The organism is Desulfovibrio piger, from assembly GCF_951793255.1.
Classification (GTDB): Bacteria; Desulfobacterota; Desulfovibrionia; order Desulfovibrionales; family Desulfovibrionaceae; genus Desulfovibrio.
In genome coordinates, this window is sequence record NZ_OX636706.1 from 1,088,013 (window position 1) to 1,106,438 (window position 18,426).

Here is an 18,426-nt window from a genome sequence, read left to right on the forward strand (position 1 = left end):
CGGTCAACATTCCGGGCCCGTCAGAAGCGGCCGGAAGGCGTTTTTTTCTGCCTGCGCCGCAAGCCGGGAAAAGCGCAGGCAAAAAGGCTCGGTCATGCCCCGGGGAGAGCCTGCGTCAGGGGGGCGGACGGCGGGCGTCCGGGCCGCGGGATGCTTTGCATATCCGTCCCGGCGGCGGTGCGGGAAGGATGCGGAAAATCGTTTCGATTTCAGCGTGTTGCGACGCACCATGCCGCACGGTCGGCAAAAAGGGCGCTGCACTGCCGGAGCACTGCAGGATAACTGTGTAATTTTTCACACGAAAATTGTCAGTACAGACGCGCCGTCACATCTTCCCTTTTGCCATGATGCCCGCTATAGTCAGGTTTCTTTTGGGGCCGGGCCGGAATGATGCTGCTGCAGACCCCGTATAGCCTTTGATTTGCCCTGCATGGAGAATTGAGCATGAGCAAGAAGTTGACTGTTGCCGTTGTGGGCGCCACGGGCGCCGTGGGCCGTGAAATGCTGAAAACCCTGCACGATCGCCAGTTCCCGGCCACGGAAGTGCGTGCTTTCGCCTCGGCCCGTTCCGCCGGGACCAAGGTGCCTTTCGGCGATGACGAGCTGGTGGTGCAGGAACTGAAGGAAGATGTCTTCGAAGGTATCGACATCGCCATCTTCTCCGCCGGCGGCAGCACTTCCGAAAAATTCGCTCCCCATGCCGCCCATGCCGGCTGTGTGGTGGTGGACAACTCCTCCCAGTGGCGCATGGACGACCGCTGCCCCCTGGTCGTCCCCGAAGTGAACCCCGAACACCTGGAAGGCCATCAGGGCATCATCGCCAACCCCAACTGCTCCACCATCCAGATGCTGGTGGCCCTCAAGCCCATCCATGACGCCGTGGGCATCAAGCGCATCGTGGTCTCCACCTATCAGGCCGTGTCCGGTACCGGCCAGAAGGGCCTGGAAGAACTGGAACGCCAGACCCGCGACCTGTTCAACATGCGCGAGCCCGAAAACAAGGTCTATCCTTACCGCATCGCCTTCAACGTGCTGCCGCACATCGACGTCTTCCTGGAGAACGACTACACCAAGGAAGAAATGAAGATGGTCAACGAGACCGTGAAGATCTTCAACGATCCCACGGTCAAGGTGACCGCCACCTGCGTGCGCGTGCCCGTGTTCTACTGCCATGCCGAGTCCGTGAACATCGAGACCCACAAGAAGATGACCGCCAAGGAATGCCGCATCCTGCTCTCGCAGGCCCCCGGCGTGCGCGTCTTCGACAACCCGCGCGAAAAGATGTACCCCATGCCCGCCTACTGCGTGGGCGACGACGAGACCTATGTGGGCCGCATCCGCGAGGACGAGACCATCGAGAACGGCCTGAACCTCTGGATCGTGGCCGACAACGTGCGCAAGGGCGCGGCCCTCAATGCCGTGCAGATCGCCGAGGAACTGCTCAAGCGCGATCTGGTGCGCGTGCCCGACAAGAACGTTTTCATGTCCTAGTCCGCAGCGACAGGATACGGACAGCAGAGGGGGAGGGGCCCGTTCCCGCCGTGGCGGGGCAGGTCCTTCCCCCTGCTTTTTGCCCTGCGGCGCGCAGGCGCGGGCGTGATCCCCGGCAGCGGGGCAAGGTATTCCCCGCCGCTGCCGTTCGTGCTAGAAAAAGACGTTTCACCGGCGACAGCCGCCGGCAGGGGCCCTGCCCCCGATCAGCAACCACAACAGGCCGCTCCCGCGCGGGAGGGCCTTTCGCGGGGATGCCATGAAGATTCTGGATGCCGATGCCTGGATGGCGGCCCTGATGGCCGCGCCCCGGCCCGGGGCCGACAAGATCCTGGCCTTTTACGATGCGCGTGTGGACGCCGTCTGCCGTGACGCGCGCTGTCTGCTCCTGCCCTTGGACGACCACATGTGCCACCGGGGCGATGCCCTGTTCGAGAGCCTGTGCTACCGCGAGGGCCGCATCTTTGCCCTTGAGGAACACCTGGCCCGCCTGCGCGACGGCAGCCGCGCCCTTTCCCTGCTGCCGCCCTGTTCGTGGGACGAGCTGCGCGCCCGCATCCTGGACGTGGCCCGCGCTTCGGGCACCGATCATGGCGACATCCGCGTGCTGGTGGGCCGCGGGCCCGGCGGTTTCGGCGTCTCGCCCGAGGAGTGCCCGCAGTCCAGCCTCTACATCGTGGCCCTGCGCAAGGCCCTGCCCACGGAAGCCTTTTACGAGAAGGGCCTCACGGCCTTTGCCAGCGCCATCCCGCCCAAGCAGGAATATCTGGCCCGCATCAAGAGCACCAACTATCTGCCCAACGTCTTCATGGCCGCCGAGGCCCGGCAGCGGGGCATGGACGTGGCCGTGACCTTTGACGAGGACGGCCATCTGGGCGAGGCCGCCATCGCCAATGTGGGCATCGTGGATGCCGAAGGCCGCCTGTGCTGTCCCGAAGGGCGCCGCATCCTGCCCGGCACCTCCATGCTGGCCGCCCGCAAGATCGCGCCGCAGCGCCTGCCCGTGGTGGAACGCCCCATCCGCCGCGAAGAGATCTTCACGGCCCGCGAGATGCTGCTCTTCACCAGCGCCAGCCTGTGCGTGGGCATCAGCCACTTCGAGGGCCGTCCCATCGGCCGGGGCCCCGACGCCGGCCGTCCCGGCCCCGTGGCCCGCTGGCTGCGTGACGCCCTGCTGGAACACATGCTGGCCACCGGCACGCCGTTCTAGGGGCATATTTGAGAGGGAAGGGGCCCCTTTCCTCAAACTCCCCTCTCCCCTGCGCACGTTATCCGGGAAAGCCCCGCCATGTCAGATGAACATGGTGAAAAGTTCCATACAGGGAAATAGCCATCCCTCATGGAGCATCCCGGTTTTCTTGAATTTGTATGTGCGGGTTTTGGGGAAGGAGGGGGAATGGGGGAGGGAACCCCTTTTTGCCGCAAGCAAAAGGGGTTCCCTCTCCCATATATTTCTCCCGCTGGCCGTCGTCTGGACGCCGGGCGGGATGTTTCTTATACAGGAAAGGCCCCGTGCGGGCTTTTTTCCTGTTTTTGCCATGACATGCCGCCGGAGCACGCCGGGGCATCCACTCTTTCCAAGGAAGACGCCATTGAAATGCAAGATCTGCAAGGCGACGGCCGTGGTGGCCCTGCGCAGCCACAACGCCGCCTTCTGCCCCGACTGTTACCTCAAGTTCTTTGCCCGTCAGGTGGAAAAGGGCATCGAAGGCCAAAAGCTCTTCACCCGTGACGAACGCATCCTGGTGGCCCTTTCGGGCGGCAAGGATTCGCTGGCCCTGATGCTGGAGCTTTCCCGGCAGGGCTATGACGTCACCGGCCTGCACATCGACCTGGGCATCCCGGAATCCTCGCCCGTGGCCCGCGGCGTGGTGGAGCGCTTTTGCGCCAAGCACGGCCTGAAGCTCATGGTCAAGGAACTGGCTGCCGAGGGCCTGGCCATCCCGCTGGTCAAGGAACGCCTCAACCGTCCCGTCTGCTCGGCCTGCGGCAAGATCAAACGGCATTTCTTCAACAAGGTGGCCCTGGACGAAGGTTTCGACGCCCTGGCCACGGGCCACAACCTGGATGACGAGGTGGCGCGCCTGTTCAGCAACACCCTGCGCTGGGACACGGCCTATCTTTCGGACCAGGGCCCGCGCCTGGACGGCGAGGACGGCTTTGCCCGCAAGGTCAAGCCCCTGTGGCGCCTGACGGAGTTCGAGACCGCCAACTACGCCTTCCTCATGGGCATCGAGCACCACTATGCCCCCTGCCCCTACAGCCCCGGCGCCAGCTTCAGCACGCTCAAGGCCCTGTTGCAGCGTCTGGAAGCGGCCATGCCCGGCCGCAAACTGGACTTCTATCAGGGCTTCCTGGCCCGCGCCCGGCCGGTGTTCGCCCGGCGCGAGGCCGAAGAGGGCGTGGAACTGGCGCCCTGCACCAGCTGCGGCTATCCCACCTCGTCCGGCGACATGTGCGGCGTGTGCCGCATCCGTGAAGCCCTCAAGGACAGCAAATAGCCTTGGCTGCTCCAGAAAGATCATGGCGGGGAGGGGCGGCGCCCCTCCCTGTCCTTGCCTTCTTCCCCGCCCGGAGACCGCTGCGCTCGTACAGGGCCGGAGATTTTCCCGGAGTACCGGCAGCCTTTCCCCGGCTGTCCTTGCGCCGGAGCCCCCATGCCCGGCCTTGTTTGACGGCAGGCTGTACGGCGGCCGGGGCCATGATCGTCAGGGAGGCCCGTCATGGGCGTCGCTGAATATGTCCGGGCCCTGCTGGCCTCGGACAAGCTGGGGCCGCAGGTACGGCATCACCGCTGCGAGCCCGCGCGGGCGGCCGTCTATGCGGAAAGCCGCCTGCCCTGGCCCGCGGCCATCCGGCGCACGCTGGAGGAGCGCGGTCTGAGCGGCCTTTACAGCCATCAGACCCTGGCCACGGACCATATCCGCGCCGGGCATTCCGTGGTGGTGGCCACGCCCACGGCCAGCGGCAAGAGCCTCATCTACAATCTGCCGGTGCTGGAGCGCCATCTGCGCGACAGCGAGGCCCGCGCCCTCTATCTTTTCCCGCTCAAGGCCCTGGCCCAGGACCAGCTGGCCGGGCTGCAGCGCCTGGTCTCCGGCTGGCCCGAGGAGGCCCGGCCCACGGCCGCCCTCTATGACGGCGACACCAGCGACCATTTCCGGCGCAAGATCCGCCGCGACCCGCCCACGGTGCTCATCAGCAATCCCGAGATGCTGCACCTGGCCCTGCTGCCGCACCATGAGCAGTGGGCCCCCTTCCTGGCCGGGCTGTCCCATATCGTGGTGGACGAGGCCCATACCTACCGCGGCGTGTTCGGCGCGCACATGGCGGGCGTGTTCCGCCGTCTCAACCGGCTGGCCGCCCATTACGGCGCTACGCCGTCCTATGTTTTTTGCACGGCCACGGTGGGCAATCCCGGCGAGCTGGCCGCGTCGCTCTCCGGCCTCGACCTGCTGCCCGGCCGCCAGCCGCCCGTGGTGGTGGACCAGTCCGGCGCGCCGCAGGGCGCACGGCATTACGTCTTCCTCGATCCCGACCAGAGCCCGGCCACGGCGGCCATCGACCTGTTGCGGGCCGCGCTGGCGCGCAAGCTGCGCACCATCGTCTACTGCCGTTCCCGCCGCATGACCGAGCTGGTCAGCCTGTGGGCCGGGAGCCTTTCCGGGCCGTGGGCGGGCCGCATCTCCGCCTATCGTGCGGGATTCCTGCCCGAGGAACGCCGCCAGATCGAGGCCCGCATGGCCTCGGGCGAGCTGCTGGCCGTGGTCAGCACCAGCGCCCTGGAGCTGGGCATCGACATCGGCGGGCTGGATGTCTGCATTTTGGTGGGCTATCCGGGCACCATCATGTCCACCCTGCAGCGGGGCGGGCGCGTGGGCCGCGCGCAGCAGGAGTCGGCCGTGGTGCTGGTGGCGGGCGAGGACGCGCTGGACCAGTATTTCATGAGCCACCCCGAAGACTTTTTCAGCCGCCCGGCGGAAAAGGCCGTGGTCAATCCCTGGAACGAGGTCATCCTGGCCCGGCATCTGGAGTGCGCGGCCGCCGAGCTGCCCCTGTCCGCCCGCGATCCCTGGCTGATCCCGGCCCCGGCGCAGGAGGCCCTGCGCGATCTGGCGGCCCAGGGGCGCCTGCTGCTCTCCGCCGACGGCAGCCAGTGGCTGGCCGCCCGCAAGCGGCCGCAGCGGCTGGTGGATCTGCGCGGGACGGGACAGAGTTTCGTCATCGAGGACAGCGAGGGCACGGTCATCGGTTCCGTTGACGGCTTCCGGGCCTGGCGCGAGACCCATGTGGGCGCGGTCTACCTGCACCGGGGCCGCAGCTATGTCATCGAGGAGATGGACCCGGCAGCGGGCCGGGTGCGGGCCCGTCAGGCCAAAGTGGACTGGTTCACGCGGGTGCGCGGCCACAAGAGCACGGACATCCTTGAAGAGCTGGAGCGCCGTCCCCTGGGGCGCGGCGTGGTCTGCCGGGGACGGCTGCGCATCATCGACACCATCACCGGCTACGAGAAGCGCAGCACGCGCGACAACCGCCTGCTGACCATCGTGCCGCTGGAAGCGCCGCCGCAGATCTTCGAGACCGAGGGCCTGTGGTATGTCATCCCCGAGAGCTGCCGCCAGCGTCTGGAAGAGGATTTCGTGCACTTCATGGGCTCCATCCATGCCTGCGAGCATACGGCCATCGGCATGCTGCCCCTGCTGGTCATGGCCGACCGCAACGATTTCGGCGGCATCTCCATCCCGCTCCATCCCCAGACCGGCCTGGCCTGCGTCTTCATCTACGACGGCCTGCCCGGCGGCGCGGGCCTGACGCGTCAGGCCTTCGGCCATGCCCGCGAGCTGCTAGAGGTCTGTGCGGCGGTCATCGAGGCCTGCCCCTGCGAGGACGGCTGTCCTTCCTGCGTGCATTCGCCCAAGTGCGGCTCGGGCAACCGGCCCATCAGCAAGGCCGGGGCCCTGCGCCTGATCCGCGATCTGCTGGCGCCCGGTGCGGATGCCGAGGGCGAGGCCCTGTGCGCCGACCTGCGCATCAGCCCGCCGCCGGAACTGCTGCCGCCCCAACCTGTGGACGAGCCCGCGGCCCCGGTGCCGCCGCCCGTGCCGGACATGGCGGCCATCATGGCGGCCTGGGCCGGACAGGCCCCCGCCACGGCCCCGGCGGGCGCTGCGGGACAGGCCGGGCCGGGGGCCCGGACAAGCGTCGCTGGAGCCGGAGGAGCCGGGACGGTGGCCTCGGAAGGCGTTCCTTCGCAGGAGGAGCGTATCGAGGGCCGCGGAGGAGAGGTCTTTGTGGCCGGTACGAGCCCGCAGACCAGCGCATCCGCCGCAGCCGGGAAGCCTTTCGGCAAACAGGTGGCCCTTCCGCCCCCGTCATCCCCGGTGGCAGGACGGAAGACCGGCGGGGCCACGGCGGCAACAGCCACCCTGTCGATTATGCAAAAGCCGGGGCTCATGGCTCCCGCCGTAGCTGTCGGTGATGCGGGCAACGTCCGTGTCCGTCCCGAACCCGGTGTGGGGGCGGTGGGCAGGCCGCCGGAACATTATCTGGTCTTCGACGTGGAGACCCGGCGCAGCGCCGCCGAGGTGGGCGGCTGGAACAGGGCCGACCGCATGGGCGTGAGCATCGCCGTGGCCTATGACAGCCGGGCCGACGATTTCTTCACCTATACGCAGGAGGCCCTGCCGGAGCTCTTTGCCCGCATGCGGGCCGCGCAGCTGGTGGTGGGCTTCAACTCCTTCCGCTTCGATTACGCGGTGCTCTCGGCCTTCGCGCCCTTCGAGCTGCGGGCCCTGCCGGGCCTTGACCTCTTGCGCCGGGTGCAGGACAGTCTCAAGTACCGCGTGTCCCTGGACAATCTGGGGCAGGCGACCCTGGACGAGCCCAAGAGCGCCGACGGCCTGCAGGCCCTGCGCTGGTGGCAGGAAGGGCGGCTGGACGACATCGCCGCCTACTGCCGCAAGGACGTGGACCTGACGCGGCGGCTCTACCTTTTCGGGCTGGAACACGGCTGGTTGCTTTTCACCAACAAGGCCGGGCAGCGTGTGCGCGTGCCCGTGGATTTCAGGCAGTGACGATGGAGACGGCGGAAAAGATCATCCAATGGCGGCGGGAGCTGCACCGGCACCCGGAAGAAGGCTGGACGGAATTCTGGACCACGGGCTTCGTGGCCCGGCAGCTGGCGGACATGGGCCTTGCCCCGCATGTGGGGCAGGAGGTCATCGACCCTGCCGCACGCATGGGCCTGCCCGCGCCCGAGGTCGAAGCCCGGGCCCGGCAGCGGGCGCTGGCGGAAGGGCTGGAGCCGTACTGGCTGGAGCGCATGGGCCGGACCACGGGCCTGGTGGCCGATGTGGGCCCGGCGGACGCGCCGCTGGCGCTGGTGCTGCGCTGCGACATGGACGCCCTGCCGCTGATGGAAGCGCAGGAGGCTTCCCACCGGCCCGTGCGCGAGGGCTTCGTCTCCCGGCATGAAGGCCTGTGCCATGCCTGTGCCCATGACGGGCATATGGCTCTGGGCCTTGGGCTGGCGGCCCTGCTGACGGCGCCGGACGCGGCCCCCCTGCGGCGGCGTGTGCGCCTGCTGTTCCAGCCTGCCGAGGAAGGCGTGCGCGGTGCGGCGTCCATGGTCTCCCATGTGGCGGGGGCGCGGCATTTCCTGGCCGTGCATATCGGTCTGGGGGCCCCGCACAGCGGCGATCTGGTCACCGGCGTGGGCGCTTTTCTGGCCACCAGCAAATTCGATGTCCGCTTTACGGGCCGGGCGGCCCATGCGGGCGCTGCCCCCGAACAGGGGCGGGATGCCCTCAAGGGTGCGGCGTCGGCCCTGCTGGGCCTGCACGCCCTGCCGCGTCATGGCCACGGCACCAGCCGCATCTGCGTGGGACGTCTGGAAGGCGGCAGCAGCCGCAATACCGTGCCTGCCTCGGCCTTCATGGCCTGCGAGACACGCGGCAACAACAGCGAGGTCAACGACGACATGCTGCGGCGTGCCCGGGACGTCATCGCGGGCGCGGCCGCCATGCACGGGCTGGAATGGCGGCTCGATGTGGTGGGCGGTGCGCCTTCGGCGGCGAGCGATGCGGTCTTCGCGGAGTTGCTGGCCCGCTGTGCCCGGGAACTGCCGCCTGATGCCCGGGGCGGGGGCTGCTTCCCGCTGCCCCGGATCCGTGAGCAGGGCGACATGGGCGCCAGCGATGACGCCACGACCCTGATGCGGGCCGTGCAGGCAGAGGGGGGGCTGGCGGCCTATGCCTTCCTGGGGGCCGATCTGGCGGCCGGGCACCATCAGCCGGGCTTCGATTTCGACGAAGCCGTGCTCTGGCCCGGTGTGCGCTGGCTGGAAAAGATCTGCCGGGAGTTGGCCGGCTAGGACGTGGCCGTCCATGCGGAAGGGCCGCCTCTGGCGGGCTTGCGGGAAAAGCGACCGTTCGGAAGATGCCGTCGCGGCGACGGGAAAAGGCCCCGCAGGCCTGCGGGACCGGGGGATGCCGCCACGTGATGCGCAGCTGCCCTGATTTTTCTACATTGGGGAATATTTTTTATAATTACCTGTATACGCAGGATAATTTTTTGATGGAGCCCCTGCCCTCATCGGCAGGGCCTGTGGAAAAATGCTGTTTTCCACATTCGGGTCGAAAAATAACAGCCCCTGCTGCTGTCTGTTCTGTCAATAGATTGAGATAACAGGAAAAATCTTTACGGCATGCCTTCTGCATCATGTCCGGTATCCCGGACGCCGCCATCCGGCAAAGGCGTCGGGCAGAGCAGGAGATACACGATGGAAAGACGAAGGTTCCTGTATTCGGCACTGGCCGCAGCCTCGCTGGCGACCATCCCGGCCGTGCGGAGCAGCGCCGCCGCCACTACGACAGCACGCAGGGAAGGGAGCGCGCCCATGACACCTTCCCAGAGACAGAACCCCATGAGCTGCAACGGCATGGTCACGTCGCCGCACTATCTGGCCAGCCAGGCCGGGCTGGACATCCTGCGGCGCGGCGGCACGGCCATCGACGCAGCTGTGGCCACGGCCGCCACCCTGGCCGTGGTCTATCCGCAGATGTGCACGCTGGGCGGCGACAATTTCTGGCTCATCTATGATGCCCGTACGGGCAAGATGAAGGGCCTCAATGCCAGCGGCCGCGCCGGGGAAAAGGCCAGCATCGACTTTTACCGCAGCCGGGGGCTGAGCAAGGTGCCGGCGCGCGGCTATCTGGCCGCCAATACCGTACCGGGCGTGGTCTCGGGCTGGGACGAGGCCTGGAAGTACAGCCGGTCGGCCCTGGGCTCGCAGCTTTCCTTCGCCTCCCTGCTGGACACGGCGCGCGAGCTGGCAGAGAGGGGCTTCCCGGTCAGCACGTCACTGGCGTACTGGAGCGAGGTGGACACCGACCCCACGGATCAGGAATTCCGCGATCTGCAGCGCTATCCGGGCTTTGCGGCCACCTATCTCAGGGATGGCAAGCCCTACGGGCTGGGCGAGGTCATGCGCCTGCCCGAGCTGGCGGCCACGCTGGCCCTGCTGGCGGACAAGGGCGCGGACGAATTCTACAAGGGCTCCATCGCCGCGGCCATAGCGGCGGATCTGGAAGAGAACGGCGGCCTGCTCACCGTGCGGGACTTTGCCCGGCATACGGCCGACTGGGTGGAGCCCATCTCCGTGCCGTACCGCGACTGCCGGGCCTGGAACCTGCCGCCCAACACCCAGGGCATGGCCTCGCTGGAGATCCTGAACATCCTCAACAACTTCGACCTGTCGCAGATACGGGAAGGCAGCGCGGACTATTACCATCTTATCATCGAGGCCACCAAGGAGGCCTTCCTCGACCGCGATACCTACCTTTCCGACCCGGCCTTCGTGGACATCCCGCTGGAGCGCCTGCTCTCGGCCGGGCACGGCAAGCGGCAGGCCGCCCGCATCCGCATGGACAGGGCCGCCACCAGCCTTGCGCCGCTGGACCCCAAGGGCGACACCATCTGGCTGGGCGTGGTGGACGGGCAGGGCAATGCCGTTTCCCTGATCCAGAGCATCTACCATGACTTCGGCTCCGGCATCGTGCCCCGGGGCACGGGCGTGCTGCTCCAGAACCGGGGCAGCTTCTTCTCCCTCGACCCTGCGCACGTCAACCGCCTTGAGCCCGGCAAGCGCACCTTCCACACCCTGAACCCGGCCATGCTGACCAGGAACGGCAAGCCTTTCCTCGTCTACGGTACCATGGGCGGCGAGGGCCAGCCCCAGACGCAGGCCGCCATCGCCACCCGCGTGCTGGATTACGGCATGACCCCGCAGGAAGCCATCGACGCGCCCCGCTGGCTGTACGGCCGCACCTGGGGCAAGTCCAGCAACGACCTCAAGCTGGAGGGCCGCATCTCCGCTGACGTGGCCGACGAGCTGGCCCGGCGCGGGCACCCCGTGCGCCGGGTGGAGGACTATACCGATACCATGGGCCATGCGGGTGCCATCCGCATCGACCCGCAGACAGGCGTGCTCCAGGGCGGTACGGACCCGCGCGGCGACGGCCTGGCCTGCGGCTATTAGGCGGACGGCAGCTCCCTTTCCCGTGGAGCCGCTGCCGGTATGACGGCCGCGGCCGCCCGGGTTCCCGGACTGGACGCAGCACCCCCTCGGGAAGCGCTGTGAGGTAGAAAGGTCTCAACGAAACAAACATAAAAAGCCCCGGCAATGCCGGGGCTTTCGTCTTTTTTAGCCGGTCCCGTGGGAAAGGGGGCCCTTCCCCCGGCAGCCGTTACGCATCGGCCTATGGGCAGTCCGCAGTGATGGCGGTTCAATACAGTTTTTCCAGATCCTTCTCATCCATGCCGTAGGTATGTTCCGTTGCCGGGAAGGTCCCTGCGCGAACCTCGTCGGCATAGGTCTGGAAAGCCTGGCGCATGGCCGCGCCCAGCTCGGCATAATGTTTGACGAATTTGGGCGAGAGACCGTCTACCATGCCCAGCATGTCCTGCCAGACCAGCACCTGGCCGTCGCAGTCCGGGCCCGCGCCGATACCGATGGTGGGCACGCTGACGCTGCGGCTGACCAGCGCGGCCAGTGGTGCGGGCACGCATTCCAGCACGATGGCGAAGACCCCCGCCTGTTCCAGTGCCCGGGCATCGTCCAGCAGGGCCTGTGCGGCTTCACGGCCCCGGCCCTGGACCTTGTAGCCGCCCATGCTGTGCAGGGATTGCGGCGTGAGACCCAGATGCCCCATGACCGGGATGGACGCCTGCACGATGGCTTCCACCTGCGGGCAGAAATGGCGGCCGCCTTCCAGCTTCACGGCCTGGGCCCGGCCTTCCTGCACCAGGCGTCCGGCATTGGCGCAGGCCTGCTGCGGCGACAGGTGGTAGGACATGAAGGGCATGTCGCAGACCAGCAGGGGCTTGGTCAGGCCCCGGGACACGGCGGCGCTGTGATGGATCATCTGGTCCATGGTCACGCTCAGGGTATCGGGCTGCCCCAGCATGACCATGCCCAGTGAATCCCCCACCAGCACGGCATCCACATGATCGTCCATGAGCCGGGCGACGGTGGCGTCATAGGCCGTGAGCATGGCCAGTTTGCGTTGCCCCTTGGCCTGGCGGAAAGTGACGGCGGTCTGTTTCATGGCAGTGCTCCCTTGCTGCGGGCGGGGCATGACCGCCCGGGAAAAACGGGCCGTGGCCCGGGTAGGAAAAGAAAAGGCGGGGAAAGGACGCATGTCCTTCCCCCGCCCTGATATGGACAGGATGGCTAGAAGCCTTCTTCCAGCGGCGGCCAGACCAGCCAGGGGCCGTCAGGCGTCACGGTCTTGCGGTCGGCCGGGGCCAGGAAGACCTGGCGGCCTTCCACGCGCAGGCGGCCTTCGGCCAGCCATTGCAGGGCCTGCGGGTAGATGCGGTGCTCCAGCGGATGGATGCGGTTCATGAGGTCGTCCAGTTCCTCGCCGGCATTGGCAGGCACGGCGGCCTGGATGATGACCGGGCCGCTGTCCACCAGTTCTTCCACGAAGTGCACGGTGCAGCCCGTGATCTTCACGCCGTAGGCCTGGGCATCGGGACCGCCGTGGGCGCCCGGGAAGCTGGGCAGGATGGCGGGATGGATGTTGATGACCCGGCCGGGGAAGGCCTGGAGGAAGGTGCTGGTCAGCATGCGCATATAGCCCGCCAGCACCACATATTCCGCGCCGGACGCCTTGATGGCGGCCACCATCTCGCGGTCGAAGCTCTCGCGGTCGGCAAAGGCCTTGTGGTCGATGCAGACATGCGGGATGCCGGCCTTTTCGGCGCGTTCGAAGACCTTGGCGCCGGGACGGTTGCCCGCGATGAGGCGGATGTCGATGTCCAGCACGCCCTGGGCGGCCTTGTCGATCATGGACTGGGCGTTGGTGCCGCTGCCGGAAGCCAGGATGGCGATTTTCAGGGCCATGGTTTACCTCTGCGGGCTGTAGTGAGCTTTCAGGGCCTCCACCAGCGCGGGGATGGTGTAGGCCTCGGGCTGGATGTGGCAGGGCAGGCCGTTGTCGGCCAGGGTCTTGGCCGTGACCGGGCCGATGGCGGCCAGCTTCACTTCAGGATGGGCGCGCAGCTCGTCCGCCGGGATCAGGGAGAGGAAGTTCTCCACCGTGGAGGAAGAGCCGAAGGTCACGCAGTCCAGGGTGCCGTTCTGCATGGCGGCCAGCACTTCGTCCTTGCGGGCGGCGGCGGGCACGGTCTCGTAGGCGGCGATGACGTCCACCTGCGCCCCGGCCTTGCGCAGCTCGTCGGGCAGCACTTCGCGGGCCTTGGCGGCGCGGGGCAGGAGCATCTTGACGCCGGCCACGGGGCCCATGGCCAGCAGGCCTTCCACCACGCCCTCGGCCACATAGCGGGCCGGGATGAAGTCGGGCTCGATGCCGCGTTCGCGCAGGGCGTCGGCCGTGGCGGGGCCGATGGCCGCCACCTTGCACTGGCCGATGGCGCGGCTGTCACGGCCGCAGGTGGCCAGGCGCTTCCAGAAGTGACGCACGCCGTTGACCGAGGTGAAGATGATCCAGCCGTATTCGGCCAGACGGGCCACAGCGGCGTCCAGCTCGCTGTAATCGGCCAGGGGGCTGATCTCGATGGTGGGGCACTGGATGACGTTGGCGCCCAGTTCGGTCAGGCTTTGGGCCAGGCCGCTGGCCTGTTCGCGGGCGCGGGTGACCACGATGCTGCGGCCGTACAGCGGGCGCTGTTCGAACCAGCCCAGCTGGTCGTGCAGGGAGCAGACCTTGCCCACCACGATGACCGAGGGATTGCTGAATTTGTTGTCCACGGCGGCCTGGGGCAGGGTGGAGATGGTGGCCACCAGGCTGCGCTGGTAGGGCGTGGTGCCGCGGTAGACCAGAGCGGCCGGAGTGTCGGGATCCATGCCCGCGTCCAGCAGGTGCCGGGCGATGTCGGGCAGGTTCTTCATGCCCATGACGAAGACCAGGGTGGAGGCGCTGGCGGCCAGGGCCTTCCAGTTGTGCACGGAACCGGGCTTGTCCGGGTTCTCGTGGCCGGTGATGATGGTCACCGACGAGGCGAAATTGCGGTGGGTCAGCGGGATGCCCGCATAGGCCGGGGCCGCGATGGTGCTGCTGATGCCGGGCACTTCCTCAAAAGGCACGCCGGCGGCCAGCAGTTCTTCGGCTTCTTCGCCGCCGCGGCCGAAGATGTAGGGGTCGCCGCCCTTGAGGCGGGCCACCACCTTGCCTTCCTTGGCCTTGCGCACCAGCAGGGCGTTGATCTCGTGCTGGGGCAGGGCATGGTTGCCCGCCACCTTGCCCACGTAGATGCGCTCCGCATCGGGGCGGGCATGGCCCAGCAGCGAGTCGTTGGCCAGTGCGTCATAGACCACCACGTCCGCGCAGGCCAGCGCGTCACGGCCCTTCAGGGTCAGCAGCCCGGCATCGCCGGGACCGGCTCCGATAAGATAGACCTTCATTTATACGCCTCCACGCGCCAGTTCCAGCAAGGTGCGGGCGCCGAAGCCCGTGGAGCCCACGGGGCAGAGCGCCGTCTTCTTGGTTGCCCAGTCCACGCCGGCGATGTCCAGATGCGCCCAGCGCACGCCCTCACGCACGAAATGCTTGAGGAAGAGCGCCGCGTGGATGGCCCCGCCTTCGCGCGGGCCCATGTGGCAGATGTCCGCCACCTCGCTCTTGAGGTTGTCTTCGTAGCCCTTCCACAGGGGCAGGGGCCAGTAATTCTCACCGCCCACGGCACCGGCGGCACGGATGTGCTCGGCCAGGGCGTCGTCATCGCAGAACAGGCCCGCCACCTGCGTGCCCAGGGCCACGGCGCAGGCGCCGGTCAGGGTGGCGATGTCCACCACGGCCGCGGGCGTCCACTGCTTCTGGGCGTAATCCAAGGCGTCGCACAGGGCCAGACGGCCTTCGGCGTCGGTGTTCTGGATCTCCACGGTATCGCCGGAAGCGGCGCGCACCACGTCGCCGGGGCGCATGGCATTGCCGCCGGGCATGTTCTCGGCGCAGGCCATGATGCCCACCACGCGGCGGGGCAGCTCGTCCCCGGCGCAGGCCACCAGCGTGGCCAGCACGGCGGCGGCCCCGCTCATGTCGCCCTTCATGGCGTGCATGTTGGCAGCGGGCTTGAGGCAGATGCCGCCGGTATCGAAGGTGATGCCCTTGCCCACCAGCACCAGGGGCTTTTCCTGCTCATGGCCTTCGGGAGCATGCTCCAGCACGATGAGGCGCGGCGGACGGGCAGAGCCCTGGCCCACGGCCAGCAGGCAGCTCATGCCGGCTTCGGCCAGATCCTTCTCGTCCAGCACGGTGCACTTGAGACCGGCATCGGCGGCCAGCTTCTGCGCTTCTTCGGCCAGCAGGGCGGGAGAGAGCAGGTTGGACGGCGTGTTGTCCAGACGGCGGGCCAGGCACACGGCCTCGGCCGCGCGTTCGCCGCGGCGGGCGGCCTGCTGGCCGCCGTCGGGCACGAAATCGCCCTCAAAGGCCACGGCCAGCCACTGGGGAGCCGCGGGGGCGTCCTTGGCGGGCTTTTTGAGATCGTATTTGTACAGGGCCAGGCAGGCGGCGTAGACGCTTTCTTCCACCAGGCGCTCACGGCCGCCGGGCAGGGTGGCCAGCTGGGGTTCCAGCAGCAGGATGGATTCCAGGCCCAGTTCGTGAGCACGCTGCACACCGGTGGCCACGGCCGTGCGGATGTCGTCCGTGGTCAGGTCTTCACGGGCGCCCAGGCCGATGGCCAGCACGCGCGGCACGCGCAGTTCGGGATGGCCGTGCAGTAGGGCCTGCTGGCCCTTCTTGCCCTGGAAGTCGCGCATGGCGGGCGCGATGGCCAGCCAGGGAGCCAGATTGTCCAGCGCGGGGCAGGCTTCCAGCATGTTCTCGCCCTGGCAGACAGGCACTATGAGAATCTCGGCCTTCCACTGGTCGGGGCCGAGGCATTGAAAACGGATGTCCATAAATTTCTCCGAAGCATCGAGATGAACGGGCGTCCCGCAGCGCGGGACGGCGACGGCGGGTTGCCATCGCGAGGAGCAGAATATACGCTGTGCCGTCGTTTTTGCCAAGCCGCGAGGCGCTTTGCCGTCCCGGGGCCCTTTCCTCTCCGGCCTGTGCCGTCATCCCTGCCCATCCGCATCCCCTTTCGTCATGCTCGTCTACATCCACGTCCCGTTCTGCCGCTCCCGCTGCCGCTACTGCGCCTTCCACTCCCTGCCGCTGGGCCCTGCCTCGCCCGACAGTTCGCCCCGGGTGGCGGCCTACCGGGACAGCCTGCTGCGCGAGCTGGATCTTTGGGCCGCGCGCCTGGGCAGGCGGCCGGTGGAGAGCGTCTTTTTCGGCGGCGGGACGCCCAGCCTGCTGCCGCCCGACTTCCAGGCCGCCGTGCTGGAGCGCATCGACCGGCATTTCCATCTGGCGGCCGGGGCCGAGATCAGCATGGAGGCCAATCCCGAATCCCTGCTGGCCCGCCGGGCCGTGGACGCCTATCTGGCCGCGGGCATCAACCGCATCTCCATGGGCGTGCAGAGCATGGACGACAGTTTCCTTTCCCTGCTGGGACGGCCGCACCGGCGCGCCGACGTGCTGCGGGCCGTGGAGCATCTGCGGGCCGCGGGCTGCCGCAATCTGGGGCTGGACCTCATGTGGGGCCTGCCGGGACAGGATACGGCCCACTGGCTGGCCACGCTGGAAGACGCCCTTGCCCTGGAGCCGGAGCATGTCTCGGCCTATGGCCTGACGCTGGAAGAGGGCACGCCGCTGGAACGCGACTGGAGCGCCGGGCGTCTTTCCCTGCCCGAAGATGACGAGCAGGAACGCATGTATCTGGAAGGCATCCGCCTGCTGGCCGCGCACGGCCTGGAACAGTACGAGATCTCCAACTACGCCCGCCCCGGCTTTTTCAGCCGCCATAATATGGGCTACTGGACGGGTGCCGACTATCTGGGCCTGGGCCCGGCGGCCACGTCCACCCTGGAGGGCCGCCGCTGGACCGACACGCCCGATCAGGCGCGCTGGCAGGCCGACATCGACGCCGGACGTCCCGACCATGATGCCGAGGCCATCACGCCGCGCATCCGGCTGGAAGAGCGGCTCATGCTTTCCTTGCGTACCTGTGCGGGCTTCGGACTGGCGGAATACACGTCCCTCAGCGACCGGGATTTCATGGCCGACCACGGCGACTGGTGCCGCGAGCTGGTCGCCGCCGGTCTGGCCCGTCTGGACGGGGTCAGGCTGGCGCTCACGCCGCAGGGCCTGCTGGTCTCCAATGCCGTGGTGGCCGATCTGTTCGAGCGTCTGGACGAGCTGGGGATGTAAAATACGATGGGTGACGTGACGAGGGGAGAGGGACACCCTTTTGGGCAGATTGTCAAATGAATTGCACCGCAAGCAGGATACCCTTTTCCCGCAGCTGCTCGACAGTCGAAAGATAACCGAACTTCTTTCTTGGGCGGTGGGTTATGAGAGCCACCGCCCTTGCTATCTCTTCATTGGTCAGCCGGGAAAAATCCCTCCTTCGGGGAAAGAACTGCCGCAACAGGCCGTTGCTCTGTTCGTTCAGCGCACGTTCCCCCGGACAGCCCGGATGGCAGAAGTAACTTTTTACCTGAAGGGCCTCATCGACCTGCCGGAAGCCGAAGAACTCCTTGCCCCTGTCATAGGTCAAGGTGTGCCGATAGCGTGCGGGGACGCAGGAAAACAGCTCCTTCAGGCAGGAAGAGACGCACTCCACGTTTCGCGTCCGGCAAAATGCAGCCATGAGAAAGCCGCTTTTGCGTTCCACAGCCGTCAGGATATAGCCTGAATGCCGATGACCATGTATGAGATCGCATTCCCAGTGACCATAAATATTGGCGCCTGGGCGGTCGTCTATGTCCGGCAAATCGGGCAGATAGCGAACAGCGGACTTGGTGCGCCTGGAAAAGACTTTTCCTGGCCGCTTCAGACGAAGATATTTCCCATACCCCTTGAAAGGCCGTACCTTGCTGGAATCGCTGTCTTTCTGTATCCAACGGTAAATAGTCTTGAAACTTATCAAGGGAAGGTTGAGGCAGGCGGCCTGCAGACGCAAGCGCCCCGCGATCTGTTCGGGAGACCAGCGTTCCCGGAGTTTTTCCTGGACGTAGGCCACCAGCTCGGGTGTACGCCTGGAAGCCTTTTTGTCCTTCGTGTTCCGCCAGACAGCCTTGCGTTGCGCCATATCCGCCTGATATTTCCCGTCTTTCCCGCTGTTGCGTTTCAGCTCCCTGCTGATGCTGGAAGGCGCGTAGCCCAAGATCCCCGCTATTCTCCGAATGGAAAGATTCCCGGCAATGAGGCTGGCTAGTATTTCCCGATGTGTTTGTGTAAGCTGGTGATGACCCACGACAGTCTCCTCATTGTGAGGTTTGTTTTTTTCCAACCTTGACTGTTGTGGGTCTTCCTGTTTTACGCAAGCCCCGTGTTGCGTTTCAATTTACAATCTGCC

12 protein-coding genes are annotated in these 18,426 nt (G+C 66.9%); 7 read left to right on the forward strand and 5 right to left on the reverse strand.

From position 1 onward, the window contains the following. The first annotated feature begins 444 nt into the window (after positions 1-444). The 6 genes from Q4I12_RS05040 (at position 445) to ggt (ending at position 11,029) form a co-directional block, all read left to right on the forward strand. Complete coding sequence (locus Q4I12_RS05040) at positions 445-1,491, forward strand: aspartate-semialdehyde dehydrogenase (protein ID WP_006007301.1); 1,047 nt, start codon at positions 445-447, stop codon at positions 1,489-1,491. A gap of 259 nt (positions 1,492-1,750) precedes the next feature. Next, a complete protein-coding gene (locus Q4I12_RS05045; protein ID WP_297158257.1) occupies positions 1,751-2,701 on the forward strand; it encodes an aminotransferase class IV in 951 nt (316 codons plus the stop codon). 382 nt (positions 2,702-3,083) lie between these two features. Continuing rightward, positions 3,084-3,992, forward strand: coding sequence for a PP-loop family protein (locus Q4I12_RS05050; protein ID WP_168934765.1), 909 nt, complete (start codon positions 3,084-3,086; stop codon positions 3,990-3,992). A 222-nt stretch (positions 3,993-4,214) separates the two neighbouring features. After that, on the forward strand, positions 4,215-7,565 hold the full coding sequence (locus Q4I12_RS05055; RefSeq protein ID WP_302260831.1) for a DEAD/DEAH box helicase: 3,351 nt from the start codon (positions 4,215-4,217) through the stop codon (positions 7,563-7,565). Between the two features lie 2 nt (positions 7,566-7,567). After that, a complete protein-coding gene (locus Q4I12_RS05060) occupies positions 7,568-8,863 on the forward strand; it encodes an amidohydrolase (protein ID WP_302262091.1) in 1,296 nt (431 codons plus the stop codon). Positions 8,864-9,271: 408 nt separating this feature from the next. Next, positions 9,272-11,029, forward strand: coding sequence for a gamma-glutamyltransferase (gene ggt / locus Q4I12_RS05065; RefSeq protein WP_302260833.1), 1,758 nt, complete (start codon positions 9,272-9,274; stop codon positions 11,027-11,029). A 247-nt stretch (positions 11,030-11,276) separates the two neighbouring features. Here ggt and panB read toward each other — a convergent pair whose 3' ends face one another. The 4 genes from panB to Q4I12_RS05085 form a co-directional block, all read right to left on the reverse strand. Then, positions 11,277-12,098: a 3-methyl-2-oxobutanoate hydroxymethyltransferase gene (panB, locus tag Q4I12_RS05070; protein ID WP_302260835.1), complete on the reverse strand. Its 822-nt coding sequence runs from the start codon at positions 12,096-12,098 to the stop codon at positions 11,277-11,279. A 125-nt stretch (positions 12,099-12,223) separates the two neighbouring features. Next, positions 12,224-12,898: a phosphoribosylglycinamide formyltransferase gene (gene purN / locus Q4I12_RS05075; protein ID WP_168934768.1), complete on the reverse strand. Its 675-nt coding sequence runs from the start codon at positions 12,896-12,898 to the stop codon at positions 12,224-12,226. A gap of 3 nt (positions 12,899-12,901) precedes the next feature. Next, positions 12,902-14,419 carry a uroporphyrinogen-III C-methyltransferase gene (gene cobA, locus Q4I12_RS05080; RefSeq protein WP_204674030.1) on the reverse strand — a complete coding sequence of 506 codons (1,518 nt, stop codon included), beginning with the start codon at positions 14,417-14,419 and terminating at the stop codon, positions 12,902-12,904. Next, positions 14,420-15,919, reverse strand: a complete 1,500-nt coding sequence (locus Q4I12_RS05085) for a leucyl aminopeptidase (protein ID WP_302260837.1) — start codon at positions 15,917-15,919, stop codon at positions 14,420-14,422. It lies immediately after the preceding gene. A 190-nt stretch (positions 15,920-16,109) separates the two neighbouring features. Between Q4I12_RS05085 and hemW the strand changes: the two genes are divergently transcribed. Beyond that, a complete protein-coding gene (gene hemW / locus Q4I12_RS05090; RefSeq protein WP_302260838.1) occupies positions 16,110-17,276 on the forward strand; it encodes a radical SAM family heme chaperone HemW in 1,167 nt (388 codons plus the stop codon). Positions 17,277-17,328: 52 nt separating this feature from the next. Here hemW and Q4I12_RS05095 read toward each other — a convergent pair whose 3' ends face one another. After that, positions 17,329-18,324 carry an IS30 family transposase gene (locus Q4I12_RS05095; RefSeq protein WP_302260839.1) on the reverse strand — a complete coding sequence of 332 codons (996 nt, stop codon included), beginning with the start codon at positions 18,322-18,324 and terminating at the stop codon, positions 17,329-17,331. Positions 18,325-18,426: the final 102 nt, after the last annotated feature.